Origin of the sequence: Streptomyces sp. BA2 (assembly GCF_009769735.1) — a bacterium.
Classification (GTDB): Bacteria; Actinomycetota; Actinomycetes; order Streptomycetales; family Streptomycetaceae; genus Streptomyces.
On sequence record NZ_WSRO01000002.1, the window covers coordinates 7,166,417 to 7,187,512 of the forward strand.

General features: G+C 68.5%; 23 protein-coding genes and 1 pseudogene. 7 read left to right on the forward strand and 17 right to left on the reverse strand.

Annotated elements, in window-relative coordinates; translation table 11 throughout:
* Positions 1-4: 4 nt before the first annotated feature.
* The 6 genes and pseudogenes from mgt (at position 5) to E5671_RS34975 (ending at position 6,070) form a co-directional block, all read left to right on the forward strand.
* Positions 5-1,262 (forward strand): annotated as a pseudogene (gene mgt / locus E5671_RS34950) (macrolide-inactivating glycosyltransferase).
* A 214-nt stretch (positions 1,263-1,476) separates the two neighbouring features.
* A complete protein-coding gene (locus E5671_RS34955) occupies positions 1,477-2,445 on the forward strand; it encodes a CDP-alcohol phosphatidyltransferase family protein (protein WP_160507844.1) in 969 nt (322 codons plus the stop codon).
* A 333-nt stretch (positions 2,446-2,778) separates the two neighbouring features.
* Positions 2,779-3,987, forward strand: a complete 1,209-nt coding sequence (locus E5671_RS34960; RefSeq protein ID WP_160507845.1) for a S8 family peptidase — start codon at positions 2,779-2,781, stop codon at positions 3,985-3,987.
* Positions 3,988-4,081: 94 nt separating this feature from the next.
* On the forward strand, positions 4,082-4,645 hold the full coding sequence (locus E5671_RS34965) for a DUF1697 domain-containing protein (protein ID WP_160507846.1): 564 nt from the start codon (positions 4,082-4,084) through the stop codon (positions 4,643-4,645).
* Positions 4,638-5,021, forward strand: coding sequence for a DUF4440 domain-containing protein (locus E5671_RS34970; RefSeq protein WP_160507847.1), 384 nt, complete (start codon positions 4,638-4,640; stop codon positions 5,019-5,021). Before E5671_RS34965 ends, E5671_RS34970 begins: the two co-directional genes overlap by 8 nt.
* A 32-nt stretch (positions 5,022-5,053) precedes the next feature.
* Positions 5,054-6,070, forward strand: a complete 1,017-nt coding sequence (locus tag E5671_RS34975) for a ketopantoate reductase family protein (protein WP_160507848.1) — start codon at positions 5,054-5,056, stop codon at positions 6,068-6,070.
* On the opposite strand, the gene E5671_RS34980 is transcribed toward E5671_RS34975, so the two are convergent.
* The 17 genes from E5671_RS34980 to E5671_RS35055 all read right to left on the reverse strand — a co-directional run bounded on the left by E5671_RS34980 (position 6,063) and on the right by E5671_RS35055 (position 19,933).
* Positions 6,063-6,572 carry a GNAT family N-acetyltransferase gene (locus E5671_RS34980; RefSeq protein ID WP_160507849.1) on the reverse strand — a complete coding sequence of 170 codons (510 nt, stop codon included), beginning with the start codon at positions 6,570-6,572 and terminating at the stop codon, positions 6,063-6,065. The two genes, E5671_RS34975 and E5671_RS34980, sit on opposite strands and share 8 nt — an antisense overlap.
* 46 nt (positions 6,573-6,618) lie before the next feature.
* Positions 6,619-7,476 (reverse strand): SCO6745 family protein, encoded by an 858-nt coding sequence (locus E5671_RS34985; protein ID WP_160507850.1) that lies wholly within the window; start codon positions 7,474-7,476, stop codon positions 6,619-6,621.
* Between the two features lie 59 nt (positions 7,477-7,535).
* Entirely contained in the window at positions 7,536-8,507 is a 972-nt protein-coding gene (locus E5671_RS34990) for a hypothetical protein (protein WP_160507851.1), read from the reverse strand.
* Between the two features lie 239 nt (positions 8,508-8,746).
* A complete protein-coding gene (locus tag E5671_RS34995) occupies positions 8,747-9,214 on the reverse strand; it encodes a hypothetical protein (RefSeq protein ID WP_160507852.1) in 468 nt (155 codons plus the stop codon).
* A gap of 107 nt (positions 9,215-9,321) precedes the next feature.
* Positions 9,322-10,080: a sirohydrochlorin chelatase gene (locus E5671_RS35000; RefSeq protein ID WP_160507853.1), complete on the reverse strand. Its 759-nt coding sequence runs from the start codon at positions 10,078-10,080 to the stop codon at positions 9,322-9,324.
* A 9-nt stretch (positions 10,081-10,089) separates the two neighbouring features.
* Positions 10,090-11,010, reverse strand: coding sequence for an ABC transporter permease (locus E5671_RS35005; protein ID WP_160507854.1), 921 nt, complete (start codon positions 11,008-11,010; stop codon positions 10,090-10,092).
* Positions 10,997-11,797 (reverse strand): ABC transporter ATP-binding protein, encoded by an 801-nt coding sequence (locus tag E5671_RS35010; protein ID WP_160507855.1) that lies wholly within the window; start codon positions 11,795-11,797, stop codon positions 10,997-10,999. Before E5671_RS35010 ends, E5671_RS35005 begins: the two co-directional genes overlap by 14 nt.
* A 36-nt stretch (positions 11,798-11,833) precedes the next feature.
* The gene (locus tag E5671_RS35015; RefSeq protein WP_160507856.1) at positions 11,834-12,958 is read right to left on the reverse strand and encodes an aliphatic sulfonate ABC transporter substrate-binding protein; all 1,125 of its coding nucleotides are present in this window, start codon (positions 12,956-12,958) and stop codon (positions 11,834-11,836) included.
* A gap of 230 nt (positions 12,959-13,188) precedes the next feature.
* Positions 13,189-14,559, reverse strand: a complete 1,371-nt coding sequence (locus E5671_RS35020) for a sulfate adenylyltransferase subunit 1 (RefSeq protein WP_160507857.1) — start codon at positions 14,557-14,559, stop codon at positions 13,189-13,191.
* A 2-nt stretch (positions 14,560-14,561) separates the two neighbouring features.
* On the reverse strand, positions 14,562-15,500 hold the full coding sequence (gene cysD, locus E5671_RS35025; protein ID WP_160507858.1) for a sulfate adenylyltransferase subunit CysD: 939 nt from the start codon (positions 15,498-15,500) through the stop codon (positions 14,562-14,564).
* Positions 15,497-16,102: an adenylyl-sulfate kinase gene (gene cysC, locus E5671_RS35030; protein ID WP_202121382.1), complete on the reverse strand. Its 606-nt coding sequence runs from the start codon at positions 16,100-16,102 to the stop codon at positions 15,497-15,499. Before cysC ends, cysD begins: the two co-directional genes overlap by 4 nt.
* Entirely contained in the window at positions 16,102-16,815 is a 714-nt protein-coding gene (locus tag E5671_RS35035; protein WP_160507860.1) for a phosphoadenylyl-sulfate reductase, read from the reverse strand. The genes cysC and E5671_RS35035 overlap by 1 nt, the downstream gene beginning before the upstream one ends.
* A complete protein-coding gene (locus E5671_RS35040) occupies positions 16,812-16,991 on the reverse strand; it encodes a hypothetical protein (RefSeq protein WP_160507861.1) in 180 nt (59 codons plus the stop codon). Before E5671_RS35040 ends, E5671_RS35035 begins: the two co-directional genes overlap by 4 nt.
* Complete coding sequence (locus tag E5671_RS35045) at positions 16,988-18,685, reverse strand: nitrite/sulfite reductase (RefSeq protein WP_160507862.1); 1,698 nt, start codon at positions 18,683-18,685, stop codon at positions 16,988-16,990. Before E5671_RS35045 ends, E5671_RS35040 begins: the two co-directional genes overlap by 4 nt.
* 116 nt (positions 18,686-18,801) lie before the next feature.
* Positions 18,802-18,885, reverse strand: a complete 84-nt coding sequence (locus E5671_RS47485; RefSeq protein WP_323178717.1) for a putative leader peptide — start codon at positions 18,883-18,885, stop codon at positions 18,802-18,804.
* A gap of 279 nt (positions 18,886-19,164) precedes the next feature.
* On the reverse strand, positions 19,165-19,305 hold the full coding sequence (locus E5671_RS35050) for a hypothetical protein (protein ID WP_160507863.1): 141 nt from the start codon (positions 19,303-19,305) through the stop codon (positions 19,165-19,167).
* A 64-nt stretch (positions 19,306-19,369) separates the two neighbouring features.
* Positions 19,370-19,933: a GNAT family N-acetyltransferase gene (locus tag E5671_RS35055; protein ID WP_160507864.1), complete on the reverse strand. Its 564-nt coding sequence runs from the start codon at positions 19,931-19,933 to the stop codon at positions 19,370-19,372.
* 109 nt (positions 19,934-20,042) lie between these two features.
* On the opposite strand from E5671_RS35055, the gene E5671_RS35060 reads away from it, so the two are divergent.
* Positions 20,043-21,068, forward strand: coding sequence for a M4 family metallopeptidase (locus E5671_RS35060; protein ID WP_160507865.1), 1,026 nt, complete (start codon positions 20,043-20,045; stop codon positions 21,066-21,068).
* Positions 21,069-21,096: the final 28 nt, after the last annotated feature.

Below are 21,096 nucleotides of genomic sequence, written 5' to 3' on the forward strand. Positions count from 1 at the left end.
GTAGTTGCACGAGACGTCTCGTCTCGTTTATGGTCCGGGGCATGACCTCACGCCAGCGTGCCCATATCGCCATGTTCTCCATCGCCGCGCACGGGCACGTCAACCCGAGCCTCGAAGTGATCCGCGAGCTCGTCGCCCGCGGCCACCGCGTCACGTACGCGATCCCGCACCTCTTCGCCGACAAGGTCGCCGAGACCGGCGCCGAGCCCGTCCTGTTCGATACGACGCTGCCGGGCCCCGACGACGACCCCGAGGCCTGGGGGACCGAACTGATCGACAACATCGAGCCGTTCCTCACCGAGGCGATCGAGACGCTGCCGCAGCTGGCGGCCGCGTACGAGGGTGACGAACCGGACCTCGTCCTGCACGACATCACCTCCTTTCCCGCACGCGTGCTCGCCCGCCGCTGGGGCGTGCCCGAGATCTCGCTCTCGCCGAACCTGGTCGCCTGGGACGGGTACGAGGAAGAGGTTGCCGAGCCGATGTACGCCGGGCTGAAGGAGACCGAGCGCGGGCAGGCCTACTACGCGCGCTTCCACGCCTGGCTGGAGGAGAACGGGATCACCCAGGACCCCGATTCCTTCGTCGGCCGCCCGCCGCGCTCGCTCGTCCTGATCCCCAAGGCGCTCCAGCCGAACGCCGACCGGGTCGACGAGACGGTGCACACGTTCGTCGGCGCCTGCCAGGGCGACCGCTCGGCGCAGGGCGACTGGCAGCGCCCCGCCGGCGCGGAGAAGGTGCTGCTCGTCTCGCTCGGCTCGTCCTTCACCAAGCAGCCCGGCTTCTACCGCGCATGCATCGAGGCGTTCGGGGACCTGCCCGGGTGGCATGTGGTGCTCCAGGTCGGCAAGCACGTCGAGCCGGGCGAACTGGGGGACATCCCCGGGAACGTAGAAGTTCATCAGTGGGTGCCGCAGCTCGCGGTGCTCAAGCAGGCCGACGCCTTCATCACGCACGCCGGTGCGGGCGGCAGCCAGGAAGGGCTCGCCACCGGGACGCCGATGGTCGCGGTGCCGCAGGCCGTCGACCAGTTCGGCAACGCGGACATGCTCCAGGGGCTCGGGGTGGCCCGGCACCTGCCGATGGAGGAGGCCACCGCGCGGACGCTGCGGGAGGCGGTGCTCGCTCTGACAGGCGACCCGGAGGTGGCGCGCCGACTCGCCGAGGTGCGGGCCGGGATGGCCGGGGAGGGCGGCACGAAGATGGCCGCGGACCTGATCGAGGAGGAGCTCGCCAAGGCGGCGGGGTGTGACGCTCCGTGAGGGATTTCCGTTGCGCCCCGGGGCGTTTCTGTTACATACCTGTCGCTCGATAACGCTCAGGTAACGCAGGGTGGTTCTGGCATGGGTATTGACTCGTCCTGAAAGGTTGACCGTTACCCCCGGCCAAAGGTTGCACACTCAGGTTCTTGTTCCTTGAACCAATACCTTCTTAGCGTGAGGTGAACGTTCCGCGAACGCCAGGAAGTTGACCCCCATGCGACGAGACATACCGCCCCTCGACGAGGTGCGCCGCATCACACAGAAGAAGCGCGACGCGTGGTGGACCGTGATCCTGGTCGATCCGGTCGCCACGCCGCTCGTGCGGTGGACGGCGAAGTGGACCCGGATCACGCCCAACCAGATCACCTGGGGCGCGTTCTTGCTGGGGCTCGTATCCGCGGGGTTCTTCGCGCTTGGTGACTGGCAGTGGCTCGTCGTCGGCGCCGTCGTCTACCACTTCAGCTTCATCCTCGACTGCATGGACGGCAAGGTCGCCCGGCTCACCGGCACCGGTTCGGTGTTCGGCGCCTGGCTCGACTTCGTCTTCGACCGCATCCGCGTGATGGCGTGCGCGGTGGCCCTGATGGGCGGCCAGTTCCACCGCACCGGGGACGCCTTCTACATCTGGGCCGCGGTCGCCGTGGTCGCCCTCGACACGCTGCGTTACATCAACGGGCTTGAGATCTTCAAGATCCGGCACACCATGCGCAAGCAGATCAAGGTCCGCATGAGGGCCGCCCGCCGGGCCGAGAACCAGGCCGAGCTGGCGTTCATGGAGGACCTGCTGCGGGAGAACCCCGAGGCCGACATCGAGCAGGACCTCCAGAAGACGCAGTCGGAGCAGGGAGTCCCCGAGACCCCGGAGGCACCGGAGCCCGCGCCCAAGCGCCAGGTCATCGACCTGCACCAGGAGTTCCGGCACAAGTTCCCCGCGTACCTGCGGGCGCGTTCCTTCCTGCTGCGCCACCGCATCCGTACGCACCTGGTGAGCGGCATCGAGTTCCAGATGGGCGTCTTCATGATCGGCCCGCTGTTCGACGTGGTGCTGCCCGCGACGATCGTCTCCGGCGCGCTGCTCCTCGTCTTCGAGCTGGCGATCATCTACAAGCTGCTCCTTTCGACGCGGGACTTCACGCGGACGATCGACTCCTTCGAGGAGCGCAAGGTCCTGGCCGCGGCGTAAGGATCGCCGGCTTGGCCGACTTCCGCCCTCAAGCGCCGGGCGGGCTGGAACTTCCAGCCCGCCCGGCGCTTGAGGTGCGTCACAAGCCCCTTACATCTATGAGGACTTGAGGGATGCGGCCCCGCGGTGTCCGATCTGCCGACGGGGGCCCGTTTTGTTATTACAGAACCTTGTTGAACAAGTCACAGGTGTATGTAGGTATTGATCTGCGCGCGTCAATCAGACATGGTTTCGTCCCAACGCCCGGAGATCTTCCGGATCTCGAGGCGCGTTGCAGTGAAGTTTTGAAAACCCCCCACATCCCCCCACATCACCACGAGGAGACCCCTCTTCATGGCAACTCACAAGCGTGCACGCTCGGTGAAGCTCGTCTCGGCGATAGCCGCCACGGCCACCGCAGTAGGCGTCACCGTCTTCGCCACCTCGTTCGCAGGCGCGGCAACCCCCGCCGAGGGCAAGGTGTACGGAGCGGACGCCAAGGGCGCTGTCGCCGGCAGCTACATCGTCATGCTGGACGAGAAGGCCGACAAGGGCGCCAAGTCCGACCTCGCCGAGGAGTACGGCGGCGAGCTGAAGCGGAACTACTCGTCCGCGATCAACGGCTTCTCGGCCAAGAGCCTCAGCGAGACCGAGGCCAAGCGCCTGGCCGCCGACCCGGCCGTCGGCAAGGTCGTCCAGTCCAAGAAGTTCAGCATCGACGCCACCCAGGACAACCCGCCGTCGTGGGGCCTCGACCGCGTCGACCAGGCCGACACCGCGGGCGACAAGAAGTTCACGTACCCGGACGCGGCCGGTGAGGGCGCCACGGCGTACGTCATCGACACCGGTGTCCGCGTCAGCCACAAGGACTTCGGCGGCCGCGCCAAGTCCGGCTTCGACGCCGTCGACAACGACGACAACGCGGACGACGGCAACGGCCACGGCACGCACGTCGCCGGCACCATCGCCGGTGAGGCGCACGGTGTCGCCAAGAAGGCGAAGATCGTCGCGGTCCGCGTCCTCGACGACCAGGGCTCCGGCACCACCGAGCAGGTCGTCGCGGGCATCGACTGGGTCACCAAGAACCACGAGGGCCCCTCGGTCGCCAACATGAGCCTGGGCGGCGGCGCCGACGAGGCGCTCGACGCGGCGGTCCAGAAGGCGATCGCCTCCGGCGTCACCTTCGCGGTCGCGGCCGGCAACGAGTCCTCGGACGCCGGTCAGGGCTCCCCGTCCCGCGTGAAGGAGGCCATCACGGTCGCCTCCTCCACCAAGGACGACGAGCAGTCGGACTTCTCCAACTTCGGCTCGGTCGTGGACATCTACGCCCCGGGCTCGGACATCACGTCCGCCTGGAACACCGGTGACGACGCCACCAACACCATCTCCGGTACGTCGATGGCGACCCCGCACGTCGTGGGCGCCGCCGCCATCTACGTCGCCGCCCACCCGGACGCCAAGCCGGACGCCGTCGCCAAGGCGCTGACCGACGGCGCGACGCCGGACAAGATCTCGAACCCGAGCGAGGGCACGCCCAACAAGCTGCTCAAGGTCGTCGAGTAAGCACCCTCTCGTTACTTCCTTGAGTAACACCCACTGAACCGGCGGCCGCCGCGCCCACCCCCACGGGGCGCGGCGGCCGTCCTATGGTGTGCGGATGACGGTCAAGGCATACGCGGCGCTCCTGCGCGGCATCAACGTGGGCGGCAGCAGAAAAGTGCCGATGGCGGAGCTGCGCCCGCTGCTCGCCGGTCTCGGACTCGGCGACGTACGCACCCATCTCCAGAGCGGAAACGCGGTCTTCACCTGCGAGGCCGCCGACGAGAACGCCCTGGCCGCGCGGGTGGGCGAAGCCATCGAGCGGCACTTCGGCTTCACCGTGGACGTCCTGGTGCGCGACGGCGCCTACTTGAAGGCGGTCGCCGACGCCTGCCCCTTCCCCGCGGCCTCGCTCGAAGGAAAGCAGCTGCACGTCACGTACTTCTCCGAGCCGGTCGACGCCTCCCGGCTCGACCGGATCGACCCGGCGGGCTTCCTCCCCGAGGAGTTCCGGCTCGGCGACCGGGCGCTCTACCTCTACGCGCCGGACGGCCTCGGCCGCTCCAAGCTCGGCGAGGTCCTTTCACGGCCCGCCCTGTTCAAGGGTGTCATCGCCACCACCCGCAACTGGAACACCGTCGCCAAGCTGGTGGAACTGACACAGGAGCAGAACCGTGACTGACCGCACGCCCGCCGTCGACGCGGCCATCGAGGCCGAACTGCGCCTGCTCGCCCCCGAGGTGCGCTCGTCGCCCGAGCTGCTCGGGCAGCTTCTGCACCCGGAGTTCACCGAGTTCGGCACCTCCGGCACCCACTGGGACCGCGCGTCCATCATCAAGGCCCTGACCGAGAGCACGAACAGGACGGCCCGCCCGATCATGACCTCCCGGATGCGGGGCGTGCAGCTCGCCGACGACGTCGTGCACCTCACCTTCGACACCGAGAGCAACGGCCATCTGGCGCACCGCAGTTCACTGTGGCGGCTGAGCGAGGGCGAATGGCTGCTCTGGTTCCACCAGGGAACGCCGTTCAGCGAGGACGGGCCGTCAGAGGCCTGATCTTTACGGTGCGATGTGCGAGGCTCGGATCCATGCGCTACATCATCATCGGGGCAGGGGCGATCGGCGGCACCGTGGGCGGACGCCTCGCCGAGAGCGGACATGACGTGGTCCTCGTCGCGCGGGGCGCGCACTACGAGGCAGTGCGGGAGAGCGGCCTGCGGGTCAGGACGCCCGAGGGGACGATGACGCACCGGCTTCCCGTCGTCCAAGGCCCCGCCGAACTCGGTGAGTTGCGGGCGGACGACGTGCTGTTCCTCGCCGTGAAGACACAGGACTGCGAGGCCGCCGTCGACGCCTGGAGCGGGCGCCCGGTGGCGGGCGGCGGGACGGCGGGCGAGGTCCTTCCGCTGGTCTGCGCGCAGAACGGCGTGGAGAGCGAACGCATCGCGCTGCGCCGCTTCCGACGGGTGTACGCGATGTGCGTCTGGCTGCCCGCGACCCATGTCGAGCCGGGCTCGGTCTCCGCGGCGGGCGCCCCGTACACCGGCATACTGCACATCGGCCGCTACCCGAAGGGCACGGACGACACCGCCCGTCTCATCTCCGCGGGCCTGGAGAAGTCGAAGCTGCTCTCGCCCGTCGTGGCGGACGTGATGCGCTGGAAGTACGGGAAGCTGCTCGCCAACCTGGCCAACTCCATCGAGGCCGTCACGGGCGTGCTCTCCGGCAACGAGGCCATCGCGCTCTACCGGCAGGCCCGCGCGGAGGGCGAGGCGGTGCTCGCCGCCGCCGGCATCGAGGCGGTGAGCGAACAGGAGCAGAAGGAGGCCCGTGGCGACCGCATCAGCTTCGAGCCCTTCGACGGCTCGGAACGCGGCGGCGGCTCGTCCTGGCAGAGCCTGAGCCGGGGCACGGGCACCATCGAGGCGGACTACCTCAACGGCGAGATCGCGCTGCTCGGCCGCCTGCACGGAGTGCCGACGCCGGTGAACGACGCCTTGCAGAGCGTGGCGAACGCGTTCGCGCGGGAGCGGCGCGACGCGGGATCGATGCCGGTGACCGAACTCCTCGGCCTGGTGGCCGGGACACAGGAGAGGTTCAGCTGAGCACCGAGGTCATCAGGAGCGTGGTGCGGCCGTTGTCCTCCGGGACCGCGCGGCCCTGGGTGAAGCCGAGGCGCTTGAGGACGGTGAGAGAGGCGGTGTTCTCCGCGTCCACGGTCGCGTGCACCTCGGTCAGGGCCAGGGTCTGATGGCCGTACGCGGTGAGCAGGCGGGCCAGCTCCGTGCCGAGGCCCATCCCCCAGCTGCCCCGGAAGAGCCCGTAGACGATCTCGTGGCCGTCGAGCCACCTCTCGGGCGACGGCTTGATCTCCGCGTGGCCTATGTAGCGCCCCTCGTGCCGCACCGCCCAGACCGGGAACTGGTTCTCGGCGTACACGAGACCGAAGATCCGGCGGAACAGCGCGTGGGTCTGCTCCACGCTCTGCATCCCGTCCCCGAACCAGCGGCCCACGGCCTCGTCCTGGAGGAGCGAGACGAACTGTTCCTCGTCGGCGGCGACATAGGGGGACAGCGTCAGACGCTCGGAACGGAGTACGGGGGTCATCGGCGTGACGGTAGGGGCAGGAGTGGCACTTAGGCAACTGGATTGACTAATCCGCGGGCCGCGGAAGACCGATCGGGTTGGGGAAGGGGATGACGCCAGCCGCCAGGATCTGCCGCACCGGTCGTTCCAGCGCGGCCAGGAGCGTGTCCGCGTCCCGTGCGGCCAGCGGGCGCAGCAGGCGCGCCGTCAGGCGGTCCGTGGCATCCTCGATCAACTCCCTCTCCGTACGGCCGTGTTCGGTGATGTGTCCGTCCCCGTCCACCAGGCCGCGTCCGCGCAGCCGGTCCACCGCGTGCGCCCACTCCTGTTCGCCCCACCCCCTGTCGTGCCGGATGGTGTCCTGGTCCACGCGGCCCGTGGCGGCGGCGAGCACCAGCGACTCACAGGCGTCGAGGCCGTGGTCGGCGAGCGCGGCGACATGCGCGTCGCCCCTGAACTCACGGACACAGGTGACCAGTTGCCACAGCCGCTGCACCGGGTCGGTGCGCTCGCTCACGTCGCGGTTCGCCGTGAACAGCGGGCGGGCAAGCGACGGGGCGTCCTCGACCATCGCCGTGAGCGGCGGACACAGGGCGGTGGCCTGGTCGTCGATGTCCGGGACCAGAGCGCGCAGGGCCCGCGCCGTGCAGGCCGCGCGCTCCTCCACGATCCGGCCGGGCGACACGTACTGCCAGGCGGACGGAATGGCCCGCTCCACCATGCCGGGGGCGAAGACACCGAGCGCGGCCGTCGCCGCGCCCGACTCGACCGGGCCCATAGGAGCGGTGCGGGCCGCGAAGTAGCCCATCCAGAAGCCCTTGAGGCCGAGCGCCCTGCCCAGGTCGCGGCAGCGCTCCTCGAAGTAGATCACTGCGTGCAGGGGCTCGGTCCGCAGCCAGAGCGTGCGGGATCTGGAGAGCGTCATGAACCCACAAACTAGGCCAGCACGGGAACCCGCGCCAGGGGAGCAACGTGCCCAAGCTCTCAGGCCGGTTCGACCAGGCAGGAATCTGGGCCGTCCTTGACGCGGAAAACATCGGCCTTTCCCGTGGGGGTCGCGGCGTAGAGCGTGCCGTCGGGAAGGGTCAGGGCATCGACTGCCCGGACCTTGGTGACGAGGCTTCGGCTGTTTCCCTTGAATGTGTGAACACGTCCGGCGGAGACGTGGATCCCGCAGTTCTTGAACACCCCGAGCTGTGCCTCACCCCGGCCGGATCTGACCGGTGATACATCCTTTGACGATTCCCCCAGAAGGCGGATGCGCTGAGTGGTTCCGCCGGCGCCGAGGGAATAGGAACCTACGACGATGTCATCGTCCTGGGTCGAGCAGTCACTGACGAATCCCGGTATCCGGCGCACCAAACTGCCGTCGGATATTCGGTATTCACCGGAGTTCTTTCCCAGGGTGATGACGGAGCGGCGCTCCGTGGAAATACAACCGACAGGACCGGGGAGCTTTTCAGGGACTTCCCTCGGCTCTGCGGAGGGACTCTTCAAGTCGAGGACAAGGGTGCTCCACTTCGCAGATCTTCCCTCTCGCCGACTGGAGACCGTCAGCATGGACCGGTCCGCGGCGAGACGTCCTTGAGCATTGACGGAATTCTTCTCGAACGAGTTCCGGCGCGAAGCTCCCTCGAGGTTCGAGACCATGCCCTTCGAGGTGGAACCCACCCACCGGCCCGGGGCCGGGCTCCAGTACACGTTGACGTTGGGGTCCTTCAACGACGTGACCTTGCGTGTCGCCTTGCCCGTCCGCCAGACGATTCGGGAGCCCGCGACGTCGGGCGACATCTCGTGAGTGGTGGAGAAAACCGCGTTCGGGCAGGTTTCGGTGCAGTGCGTCTCGACCGGGAAGGTCTTCTTCTCCTTCCACACCGTTGCCCCCGCACGGGTGTGCCCCACGAGTTCCTCGCGGTCGCTGTCGTAGGTGATGTAACCGGCGCGGTCGGCGTCCACGAGGGTGATGTTCTGGGCCTTCCACGCGCCCTCACCGGGGGCGGCGGAAGGGGCAGCTCCGGGAGAGGCGTCCGTGCACCCCGAGAGGAGGACGACGACGGAGACGGCGGCTGCCGTGCCGGTGGTCAACCGGCGGTGGGGGGCTGTACTCATCGGCTTCTTTCCGATTTCCGACGAGCGGTCCGGGGTCCCCGTGTGGCTGTCCCCGGACCGCTCGCACTACCGCAGACGGGCGATGGTCAGAAGTTGAACGTCAGGGCCGCTTCGCAGTGCGTCGGCCACTTGTCCATGAAGAACCAGGCCTCCACTCCGAGGCGCGTCTTGCCCTTCTTCGTCCTCACATCAGGCGTGTGGTAGTACATCCAGGAGGACTTCAGGTTCTTCCTGCCCTCCTTGTACTCGACCCAGCCCTTCTTCTTCGTGTTCCCGCTGAAGAGGAAGGCCTGGAAGTCGTTGTCCTTGCGCTTGCTGATGCCGCCCTGGCTGCTCGTCTTGAACTTGTACGACATGTGGTCGTACGTGGTCCGCGAGGACTTGTAATAGTTCGAGACGACCTTGACCTTGGCCTGCTTGCTCGGTGTCCAACCACCCGTGCAGACCGCGACGGGGCTGGTCTTGATGACCCCGGACGCGGACGTGTCGGATGAGTCGGCTGCATTCGCCGGCATGGTCAATGCCAGCACACCGGTGGCCGCCAGAGCAGCCACCGTTGCCTTGCTACGCGTTTGCACGCTTCCCCTCTCGTTTGTTCAACAAGATGATCTTCGCAGCAATGGCATTGAAGGACAAGGGAGTTGAGCTACATCTGAGCCGGCTAGGCCGCCGAATAATGGATGCGGCTCGATACAGGAAACGCCGAATCGTGGCGTTGGAGAATTAGCCGGGCCATTTCGGGACAGTTGCTCAGCGGAGCTCCGCAGAAGTCGGCATCCGCCGACACCGCATCGGCCGATATCCGGTCCGGCAGGACTCCGGGCGCGATGACGTACGGCGCCACGGCGACACGGTCGATGCCGGCTGCGCGCAGCTCCCGGACGGCGTCCCTGGTACGGGGCAGAGATGCGGAGGCGAACGCAGGCCGCACGGCGCACCAACCGGTGTGCCGCCACTCCCGCGCGATTTCAGCGATCACTGCGATCGCCTCCGGGTCAGAGGACCCCGCCGAGGCCAGTACGACCCCGGTCGAGGATTTGTCGGCGGGCGTGAGGCCGGCCTCGTACAGTCTGCGCTCCAGCGCGTCGAGGAGCAGCGGCGAGGGGCCGAGCACCTCGGCCTGCCGGATGCGCATCCATGGCAGCCGGGCGCCCGCCTCGTGCAGTACGGCGGGGATGTCGGCCTTCGCGTGGAAGGCGCGGGTGAGCAGGAGCGGAAGGGCGACCACGTCACGTACGCCCTCCGAGGCCAGCTTCTGAAGCGCCTGTGGCACGGACGGCGTGTTGAAGTCCAGGAAGCCGGCCTCCACCCGCAGCTCCGGCCGCACCGACCGCACCCGGCGCACCAGGGCGTGCACGGTCGCGGCGTGCCGCGGATCGCGGCTGCCGTGGGCGGTGACGAGGAGGGCGGAGCGCTGCATGACGTGTGCTCAGTTCTTGACGAGGAGGCCGCGGTTGCGAAGGACCCAGCGCTCCAGAGGACTGAAGACCAGCAGATCGACGGCGACGCCGACGATCAGGATGAGCAGGATCGCGGCAAGGACCCAGGCCATGTCCTGAAGTTCACGTCCTTGTTCGAGGAGCTGCCCGAGCCCGACACCCAAGTCGCCCGACTTGACGATGAGTTCGGCGGCCATGAGTGAGCGCCAGGAGAAGGCCCAGCCCTGCTTGAGGCCCGCGATGTACCCGGGCAGAGCCGCCGGAAGCAGGATGTGGCGCACGGCATTGAAGCCTCGCGCCCCGACCACTCGGCCTGCCCGCAGATACAAGGGCTGGATCTGATCGACCCCGGCCACCAGGCCGTTGGCGATGGACGGCACGGCGCCGAGCAGGATCACCGCGTAGATGGTGGCGTCGGTGAGTCCGAACCAGATGATCGCCGCGGGCACCCAGGCGACGGACGGCAGGGACTGCAGCCCGGACATGATCGGCCCGATCGCGGCACGCACCACCTTGACCCGCGCGATGATCAGCCCGAGTGGCGTGCCGATGGCCAGGGAGACGAGGAAGCCGAAGGCGCCCCGGGAAAGGCTGGTCCACACGAAATCGAGCAGGGTGCCGTCCAGCCACTTGTCCTGTAGCACCCGAGCCACGTCCGCGGGGCTCGGCAGCAGATAGTGCTCTTTGACCTTGAAGTGGTAGGCGAGCTGCCACAGCACGAGGACGATGGTCACCGCCACGAGCGGTGGCACGGCCTTCGAGAGCAGCGTCCTGCCGAGGGGAGTGCGCTGGGTTGCCTGTGTGTCCAGAGCGTCGAGCCCGGCCTCCAGGCCGGCCAGTTGGTCGGACGCGGTGCCCGGTGTTCCCGGCTCGCTGTCTGATTCCTTGTGCTTGACGTCAGTGCTGGCCATGTCGGCGGATCTCCCCCCGCAGTTGTTCGGTGATGTCGATGGACAGATCGGCGACCGCGAGGTCCTCGATCCGGCGGGGGTGCGGGATGTCGACCGACCACTCGCGGGCGATACGGCCGGGGCGGGACGACAGCAACACCACTCGCTGAGCGAGGCGGACCGCCTCGCGGACGTTGTGGGTGACGAAGAGGACCGAGAGACCGGTCTCCCGCCAGATGCGGGTCAGCTCGTCATGCAGCACGTCCCGGGTGATGGCATCGAGGGCCGCGAACGGCTCGTCCATCAACAGCAGTTGACTGTCCTGGGCGAGGGCACGCGCCATGGCCACGCGCTGTCGCATGCCGCCCGACAGCTCGTGCACCCTCTTGCCGTGCGCTCCCTTGAGTCGTACGAGCTCCAGCAGGCGCTCGGCCTCGTCGCGACGGTCGGCTTTCGGCAGGCCGCGCATCTTCAGGGCGAGTTCGATGTTCTTGCCCGCGGTCAGCCAGGGGAAGAGCGCGTGCTCCTGGAACATGAGGGCGGGCCGTCCACCGGGCACGTCGATGACTCCGGCAGACGGCGCATCCAGACCCGCCGCCAGGCTGAGCAGGGTGGACTTGCCGCACCCGGAAGCTCCCAGGAGGGTGACGAACTCGCCGGGGGCGACATCGAGCGTGATGTCGTCGAGGACGAGCTGCGAGCCCGCGGGCCCGGCGAAGGACTTGGAGACATGCTCGAGGCGCGCGGCGTACTCGGCTGTTCCGCCGTCGTCCGGGGCCTTGGTGCTCTTGGTGAGTGTGCTGGTCATGGTGGTCACCTCCTGGGAACTGACGGGATGCCGGATCTACTTGACGCCGAGACCGGCGTCGTCGACGCCCGGCTGCCCCTCGGCCTTGAGGACCTTGTTGAGGGGCCGGAGGTCGTAGATCCCCTTGAGATTCGGCTTGTCGAGAAGGCCCGCCTTGACCGCGTGATCCGCCTCGGTTTCGAGGGTGCTGGCCAGCGGGTCGTCGGTGAAGTCGATGGACTTCCATGCCGGGTCGATGACCTCGGCGGGCAGCGGCTTGCCGACGACCTCCTCCAACTGGGTGTTGGCGGCGGCCTTCGCCTTCTCCGGATTGGCGTTGATCCACTTGTTGGTCTTCACGGTGCCGCGCAGAACGGCGTCGACGACCTTCGGGTGCGCATCGAGGAAGCTCTGCTTCACGATGATGTTCGTGATCACGAACTTCTTGTCGGGCCACAGGTTCTTCTCGTCGAGCAGGACCTTCCCGCCGTCGGCCACCAGCTTGGAGGCGGTCGGCTCGGGCACCCAGGCAGCGTCGATGTCACCGTTCTTGAAGGCGATCGGCGTCACCTTGTTGTCCGTGCGGGTGACGGTGACGTCGCCCTTGCCCGAGCTGGCGTCCACCTTGAACCCCTTCTCGGACAGGTAGTTCAGCAGGGCGACGTCCTGGGTATTGCCCAGCTGCGGAGTGGCGATCTTCTTGCCCTTGAGGTCGTCAAGGTTCTTGATCTTCTTCGGGTTGACGACCAGGGAGACTCCACCGGAGGCCGAGCCGGAGATGATCCGCAGGTTCTTGCCCTTGGACTTGGCGTAGCCGTTGATCGAGGGGGAGGGGCCGATCCAGCCGATGTCGATCGAACCGGAGTTGAGCGCCTCGATCTCGTCCGGGCCCGCGTTGAAGTCCTGAGCTTTGATCTTCGTGCCGCCCAGTTCCTTCTGGAACTGCCCCTCTTGCAGGCCCACCAGCGCCGTGCCGTGCGTCAGGTTGGGGAAGTAGCCGACCTTGACTTCCTTCAGGCCTCCGATGGGCGCACCCTTGGCGGCCACCTTCTCTGTGTCGTCCTTGGCCTTGGATCCGTACCCGCAGGAGGTCAGCACCACAGCGAGCAGCGGCAGGGCGGCGACGGCGGCCAGGGCACGGCGGCCGCCGGTGGTGCGTGGAGTGCGGAAGCTGGCAGGCACGGGAGGTGGTCCTCTCGTTGGCCCGGCGGTCACACCGTCAGGGCGTGGCCGGGAGATCGGCAGGTTTTCGTCTTCGCAGGTGGAACTCGCGGGGGGTGTGGGCGCGCATGCGGTGCGCGTACGTCATTACGCACATCGCCCGACTCCGCCCTGCCCGCTGCCGAGGGCGCCGCTGCCGACGCGGCCGCCCTCCTTCGCGAAGGTCGAGAAATAGTCGATCGAGGTCATGGTCAGAAGTCCCAGCCCTCGTCGTCCGCGGCCGGCTTGGCCTCTTCGGCCGTCTCCGTGGTGGCGAACGCGTCGCCCGCCATGCCCGCCGCGAGCGTAGTGCCGTCCGCCGGGTCGATCAGGAGGAACGAACCGGTGCGGCGCGAAGCCGCGTACGAGTCGACCGCGATCGGCTCGGCGGTGCGGATCACGACGCGGCCGATGTCGTTGGCGACCAGCCGCCCCGGGTCCGGGTGCTGGGAGAGGTCGTCCAGGGTGAGCCGCGAGGGGATCTCCTTGACGATCGCCTTGACCGTGCGGGTGGTGTGCTTGAGCAGCACCCGCTGGCCCACGTTCAGGGCGGTGTCCGCGACGTGGCAGACCGTCGCCGTGAGGTCCTGCGAGGTCTGCGGCTGGTCGCCGCTCGGCACGATCAGGTCGCCGCGCGAGATGTCGATGTCGCTCTCCAGGAGCAGCGTCACGGACTGCGGCGTCCAGGCCACGTCCACCTGCTTGCCCAGGAGGTCGATGCCCGCGATCTTCGACGTACGCCCCGAGGGAAGCACGGTCACGGACTCGCCGACCCGGAAGGTACCCGCCGCGATCTGTCCCGCGTAGCCCCGGTAGTCGGGGTGCTCGGCGGTCTGCGGGCGGATCACGTACTGGACGGGCAGGCGCGCGTGGCAGGAGGTCAGGTCGTGGCTGACCGGGACCGTCTCCAGGTGCTCAAGGACCGTGGGGCCGCCGTACCAGTCCATGTTGGAGGACGGCTCCACCACGTTGTCACCGGCGAGCGCCGAGATCGGGATCGCGGTGATCTCCGGGACGCCCAACTCACTCGCGTACGCGGTGAATTCCTCGGCGATCTTCGCGAAGACGGTCTCCTCGTAGTCGACGAGGTCCATCTTGTTCACGGCGAGCACCACGTGCGGCACGCGCAGGAGCGCGGCGACGGCGGCGTGCCGGCGGGTCTGCTCGATGACGCCGTTGCGGGCGTCGACGAGGACCACGGCGAGGTCGGCCGTCGAGGCGCCGGTGACCATGTTCCGGGTGTACTGCACGTGGCCCGGGGTGTCGGCGAGGATGAACCGGCGCGCGGGGGTGGCGAAGTAGCGGTAGGCGACGTCGATGGTGATGCCCTGCTCGCGCTCGGCCCGCAGGCCGTCGGTGAGCAGCGCGAGGTCGGGCGCATCCTGGCCACGGCCGAGCGAGACGCGCTGCACGGCCTCCAGCTGGTCGGTCAGGACCGACTTGGAGTCGTGCAGGAGCCGTCCCACCAGGGTGGACTTGCCGTCGTCGACGGACCCCGCGGTGGCGAACCGCAGCAGGGTGGTGGCCGAAAGCTGCTCCGTGGAGAGCGGCTTGGCCTTGTCGGGTTCGGTGGTGCTGGTCATGTTTAGAAGTACCCCTCGCGCTTGCGGTCTTCCATGGCGGCCTCGGAGAGCTTGTCGTCGGCCCTCGTCGCGCCGCGCTCGGTCAGCCGCGAAGCGGCGATCTCGGCGATGACGGCGTCCAGCGTGGTGGCGTCGGAGTCGACGGCGCCGGTGCAGGACATGTCGCCGACGGTGCGGTAGCGGACGAGCCGCTTCTCCACCGTCTCCTCGTCCTTGGGCCCGCCCCACTCACCGGCGGTCAGCCACATGCCGGAGCGCTGGAACACGTCCCGCTCGTGCGCGAAGTAGATCTGGGGGAGCTCGATGCCTTCGCGGGCGATGTACTGCCAGACGTCCAGCTCGGTCCAGTTGGACAGCGGGAACACGCGGACGTGCTCGCCGGGCGCGTGGCGGCCGTTGTAGAGCTGCCACAGCTCGGGGCGCTGGCGGCGCGGGTCCCACTGCGAGAACTCGTCGCGCAGGGAGAACACCCGCTCCTTGGCGCGGGCCTTCTCCTCGTCCCGTCGTCCGCCGCCGAAGACCGCGTCGAACTTCTCGCTCTGGATCTTCTCGGTGAGCGGCACGGTCTGGAGCGGGTTGCGCGTCCCGTCCGGGCGCTCGCGCAGCTTGCCCGCGTCGATGTAGTCCTGCACGGAGGCGACATGCAGCCGAAGCCCGTGCTCGGCGACCACGCGGTCGCGGTACTCGATGACCTCGGGGAAGTTGTGCCCGGTGTCGACGTGCAGCAGCGAGAAGGGGACCGCCGCGGGGGCGAAGGCCTTCAGCGCGAGGTGCAGCATGACGATGGAGTCCTTGCCGCCGGAGAAGAGGATCACCGGCCGCTCGAACTCACCCGCCACCTCGCGGAAGATGTGCACACCCTCCGACTCCAGGGCGTCCAGGTGGGACAGGGCGTAGGGACTGTCCGTCCCCTCGGTCACGGTGGCCACGGTGGTCGTCATGCCAGACCCCTTTCGATGAGCAGCGCGCGCAAGGCCGCCGCGGACTCCTGCACGGTCTGGTCCTGCGACTCGATGCGCAGATCGGGTGACTCGGGTGCCTCGTAGGGGTCGTCGACGCCCGTGAGCCCGGAGATCTCACCGGCCGCCTGCTTGGCGTACAGACCCTTCACGTCGCGTACGGAGCAGACCTCCACCGGCGTGGCCACGTGAACCTCCAGGTAGGGCGTGCCGCCCGTCTGGTGGCGCCCCCGCACCGCCTCACGGCTGTCCGCGAAGGGGGCGATCACCGGCACCAGGACCTTCACGCCGTTGCGCGCGAGCAGTTCGGCGACGAAGCCGATGCGCTGCACGTTCGTGTGCCGGTCCTCGCGGCTGAAGCCGAGGCCCGCCGAGAGGAACTCGCGGATCTCGTCGCCGTCGAGCACCTCGACCCGGTGGCCGTCATCGCCGAGCCTGGCCGCGAGTTCGTAGGCGATGGTGGTCTTGCCCGCGCTGGGCAGACCCGTGAGCCAGATGGTGGCTCCGGTGGTCACGTGCTTCTCCGATACGTTCCGGGGACCGGTGGCTTGCTGAGGCTGAGGCGCCGTCTGAGGCTGTGTCATCAATGGATCCCGCACTCGGTCTTGGCGTTGCCCGCCCAGCGTCCGGCGCGCGCGTCCTCGCCCTCCAGGAGGCGGCGGGTGCAGGGCGCGCAGCCCACGGAGCCGTAGCCGTCCATGAGGAGGGGGTTGGTGAGGACGCCGTGCTCGGTGACGTAGGCGTCCACGTCGTCCTGCGTCCAGCGGGCGATCGGCGAGACCTTGACCTTGCGGCGCTTCTCGTCCCAGCCGACGACCGGGGTGCCCGCCCGGGTCGGGGACTCGTCGCGGCGCAGTCCCGTCGCCCATGCGGCGTACGAAGTCAGGCCCTCCTCAAGGGGCTTGACCTTCCGCATGGCGCAGCACAGGTCGGGGTTCCGGTCGTGCAGCTTCGCGCCGAACTCGGCGTCCTGCTCGGCGACGCTCTGCCGCGGCGTGAGCGTGATGACGTTGACGTCCATCACGGCGGCGACGGCGTCACGGGTGCCGATGGTCTCCGGGAAGTGGTAGCCGGTGTCGAGGAACACGACGTCCACACCGGGGCGGGCGCGCGAGGCGAGATGGGCGACGACGGCGTCCTCCATGGAGGAGGTCACGCAGAAGCGCTCGCCGAAGGTGTCGACGGCCCACTGGAGGATCTCCAGGGCCGAGGCGTCCTCCAGGTCCCGCCCCGCCTGCTCGGCGAGAGCCTTCAACTCGTCGTCGGTGCGCTGTCCTTGAGCCTGAACGGTCGTCATATCTCTTCCCCTCCACCGCTGTTGCGCTGGACTCCCTGGGCGAGCAGCCCGAGGAACTTCAACTGGAAGGCCCGATTGCACGCGGCGCATTCCCATGCGCCGTGACCGGTCTCGTTGGGACGCAGGTCCTCGTCACCGCAGTAGGGGCAGTAGAAGGGCGCCGCACGCTCGCTCACGACAGGGCCTCCTCGCTGGCGCGGGCGACCCAGGTGGCGAAGCGCTCGTCGTCCGCGCGCTCCTCCTCGAAGCGCTTGAGGACCCGCTCGACGTAGTCGGGCAGCTCGGCCGAAGTGACTTTCAGGCCACGGACCTTGCGGCCGAACCCGGCCTCAAGGCCGAGCGCGCCGCCCAGGTGCACCTGGAAGCCCTCGACCTGGTTGCCGTCGCCGTCGAGGACCAACTGCCCCTTCAGGCCGATGTCGGCGACCTGGATGCGGGCGCAGGCGTTCGGGCAGCCGTTGATGTTGATGGTGATCGGCTGGTCGAACTCCGGGATGCGGCGCTCCAGTTCGTCGATGAGCGAGGCGCCGCGCGCCTTGGTCTCGACGATCGCCAGCTTGCAGAACTCGATGCCGGTGCAGGCCATGGTGCCGCGCCGGAAGGGGGAGGGATTGACCCGCAGATCGAGGGCTTCGAGCCCCGCCACGAGCGACTCGACCTGAGCCTCCTCCACATCGAGCACGATCATCTTCTGCTCGGCGGTGGTGCGAAGCCGCCCCGAGCCGTGGGCGGCGGCGACATCCGCGATCTTCGTGAGCGTCGCGCCGTCCACGCGGCCGACGCGGGGGGCGAACCCGACGTAGAAGCGGCCGTCCTTCTGCTTGTGCACGCCGAGGTGGTCGCGCCAGGTGCCGGTCGGCTGCTCGGGGGCGGGCCCGTCGACGAGCTTGTACTTCAGGTACTCGTCCTGAAGGATCTGCCGGAACTTCTCCGGGCCCCAGTCGGCGACGAGGAACTTCAACCGGGCGCGGTTGCGAAGGCGCCGGTAGCCGTAGTCACGGAAGATGCCGATGACACCGCCGTACACGTCGGGCACCTCGTCCAGCGGCACCCAGGCGCCGAGCCGCACGCCGAGCTTCGGGTTGGTGGAGAGGCCGCCGCCCACCCAGAGGTCGAAGCCGGGGCCGTGCTCGGGGTGGTTCACGCCGACGAAGGCGACGTCGTTGATCTCGTGCGCGACGTCGAGCTGCGGCGACCCGGAGACCGCCGACTTGAACTTGCGCGGCAGGTTCGAGAAGTCGGGGTTGCCGATGAAGCGGCGCTGGATCTCGTCGATGGCGGAGGATCCGTCGATGATCTCGTTCTCGGCGATACCGGCGACGGGCGAGCCGAGGATGACGCGGGGAGTGTCACCGCAGGCCTCGGTGGTGGAAAGCCCCACGGCTTCGAGCCGCTCCCAGATCGCGGGCACGTCCTCGATGCGGATCCAGTGGTACTGGACGTTCTGCCGGTCGGTGAGGTCGGCGGTGCCGCGCGCGAACTCCTGCGAGATCTCGCCGATGACGCGCAGCTGCTCGGTGGTGAGCCGCCCGCCGTCGATCCGGATCCGCAGCATGAAGTACTCGTCGTCCAGCTCTTCGGGCTCCAGGATCGCGGTCTTGCCGCCGTCGATGCCCTGCCGGCGCTGGGTGTAGAGCCCCCACCAGCGCATACGCCCACGAAGATCGTTCGGGTCGATGGAATCGAAGCCGCGCTTCGAATAGATCGTCTCAATGCGTGTCCGCACATTGAGACCGTCGTCGTCCTTCTTGAACTGTTCGTTCCCATTGAGCGGCGTGAAGTGGCCAACGGCCCACTGGCCCTCACCACGGTGACGGCTCGCCTTGCGCCGGGGCGCGGCAGTCGTGGGTTTTTCAGGGGTGGCAGCCATGGGGATACGTCCTTCAAGGCGGGCTGTGGGCGGCTCTGACCTGCACACTTCGCGCAGGAGGCGCGGCGGTGCGCAGTTAAGGGGTCAAGCAGAGAGAGTCGTCGGCGCTGGTGCTGTCAGCTCGCCGGACACATGGCGCTGGACATGCGGCAGAGATCGACGTGACGCCGACTCACCAAGGCGATTCCAGTGCGATCCATGACGGAAGCGTGTCACGGGACTTTCGGCCCAGTCCACCACTGTCCGTAATGTGGACACTCTTGTCCCGCTTCGTGAGACACAGTGACGTGGGTCACTAAGCCGCCCATCTCCTCTATCCTGCTGTGCAGGCATACGGGGCGGGGGGAGTTCTCGTGTGGGCGCAGGTATGGGTGTGGCTTTCCGCCGGGCGGTGGCCTGGTCGGCTACGGGCCCCCTTTGGACTTCGAGGACTCGGTGCTCCTGATCAGCGGCTTGGTGTTGGGACCCGCCGCGGCGGTCTACGCTTTCGCCGCGTGGTCGGGTTGGTGGGGGACGGCCGCCGCGGTCGCGATGTGCGGGGCGATCACCGCCGTCGGTGCCGCGGCCTGGTGGCGCGGTATGGCCTTGGACGCCAGGGCCGCGCGGGCTAAGGATCCCATCCGTCACGTGGCCCACCTGATCGTCACCGGGCTCCGGAGCGGTGAACCCTCCCCCGTTTGAGCTTCAGGCCCCCGGCCACGGCCCCGGGGCAGCTACATCCGGCTCCTGCTCCACCTTCGTGTCGAACAGCTTGAAGCCGCGCCGCAGGTAGTTGTCCATCGCGTGCTCGCCGTCCTTGGAGCAGGTGTGCAGCCACACCCGCTTGGTCGGGGTGAGGTCCGGCCAGCGCTCTGCGAGGTCCCAGGCGCGGCGGACGCCCTGCGAGAGCAGATGTCCGCCGATCCGGCGGCCCCGGAAGGCGGGGATGAGGCCGAAGTACACGATCTCGACGACTCCGCCCTCCTGCGCCGCCAGTTCGACGTAACCGGCCGGCGTCCCCTTCTCGTACGCCACCCACGTCTCGACGCCCGGCTTCCCGAGCTCCTCCTGCCACTGGGCGTAGGAGAGGGAGAGGCGGTCCGTCCAGTGGATGTCGCCGCCGACGGAGGCGTAGAGGAAGCGGCTGAACTCGGGGGAGGGGATCTCGGCCCTGACGATCCGCAAGTCGTCGCCCTCGGGTGCGGCGGCCGGCAGCAGATCGGTGGGAGCGGTCTGCTCCAGGGACCAGGTGGTGACAGTGAGGCTCATACGGGTCAGCGAATCATGGGCCGCGCACCCTGGCCAAAGGGGTCCGGGATGCGGGAAGATCCCGCAGCGCTCTGCCACCCCCCGCATTCTTCGAGCTGGAGGATGTCTCATGGCCCGCCGCACACCCCGCGGTCTGCTCGCCGCGGCCACCATCACCGTGGCCCTCGCGACGCTTGCCGCACCCGCTTCGGCCTCCGCCGACCCGCAGGCCCGCGTCTTCATGGTCAACCCCGTCCAGTCGTCGGGGGACCAGACCCTCGCCGACGCCAAGGATTCCGCCACCTCGGTCCCCGCGTCCGCCTACGCCACCGCCACCCTGCGCAATCTCGACTCCAGCGGTGGGCTCTCCGGCAAGTGGGCGTACATCAGATCCGACACCGGCGCCTCCGCCAAGGTCGCGGACGCGGGCGGATACGCCCGCGACGACGACCAGTTCGAGCAGGTCATGGCGTACTTCTGGGTCAACGAGGCGCAGGAGTACCTGCAGAGCCTCGGCTTCGGGACCGAACTGCCGGGGGCGAATGACCGGGCACAGCCCGTTCGCATCAATCAATGGGGCGCGGACAACTCGTTCTTCACCGACAAGAAGGCCGAGATCCGGTTCGGCAAGGGGGGCGTCGACGACGCCGAGGATGCCGAGGTCGTCGTCCACGAGTACGGGCACGCGGTGCACCACGCCCAGGTGCCCGGCTTCGGCACTTCGCTGGAGGCGGGCTCGATCGGTGAGGCCTGGGGCGACTACCTGGCGGTGTCGGTCGGCGCGTACGCGGACGCCAAGTACGGCTGGCCCGCCAAGACCGACCTCGCCTGCGTCGCCGACTGGGACGCCGTCTCGTACTCGGACGCCCCGCACTGTCTGCGCCGGGTCGACAGTGACAAGACGTACGCCGACAAGGTGGGGCAGGTGCACGCGGACGGCGAGATCTGGTCCCGTGCGCTCTTCGACATCCGTGGCTCGCTCGGTGCCCGCACCGCCGACCGGATCATCGTCAACGCCCAGTTCGGCTTCGCGCCCGACACCAGCTTCGAGGACGCGGCCCTGACGACGATCGCGACCGCCCAGAAGATGTACGGCAAGAGCGCGGCGGACGCCGTGCGCAAGGCGTTCGAGGCGCGGGAGATACCCGGCGTGTGAGGGGGACCCGTGCGCCCCGCCGCCGGGC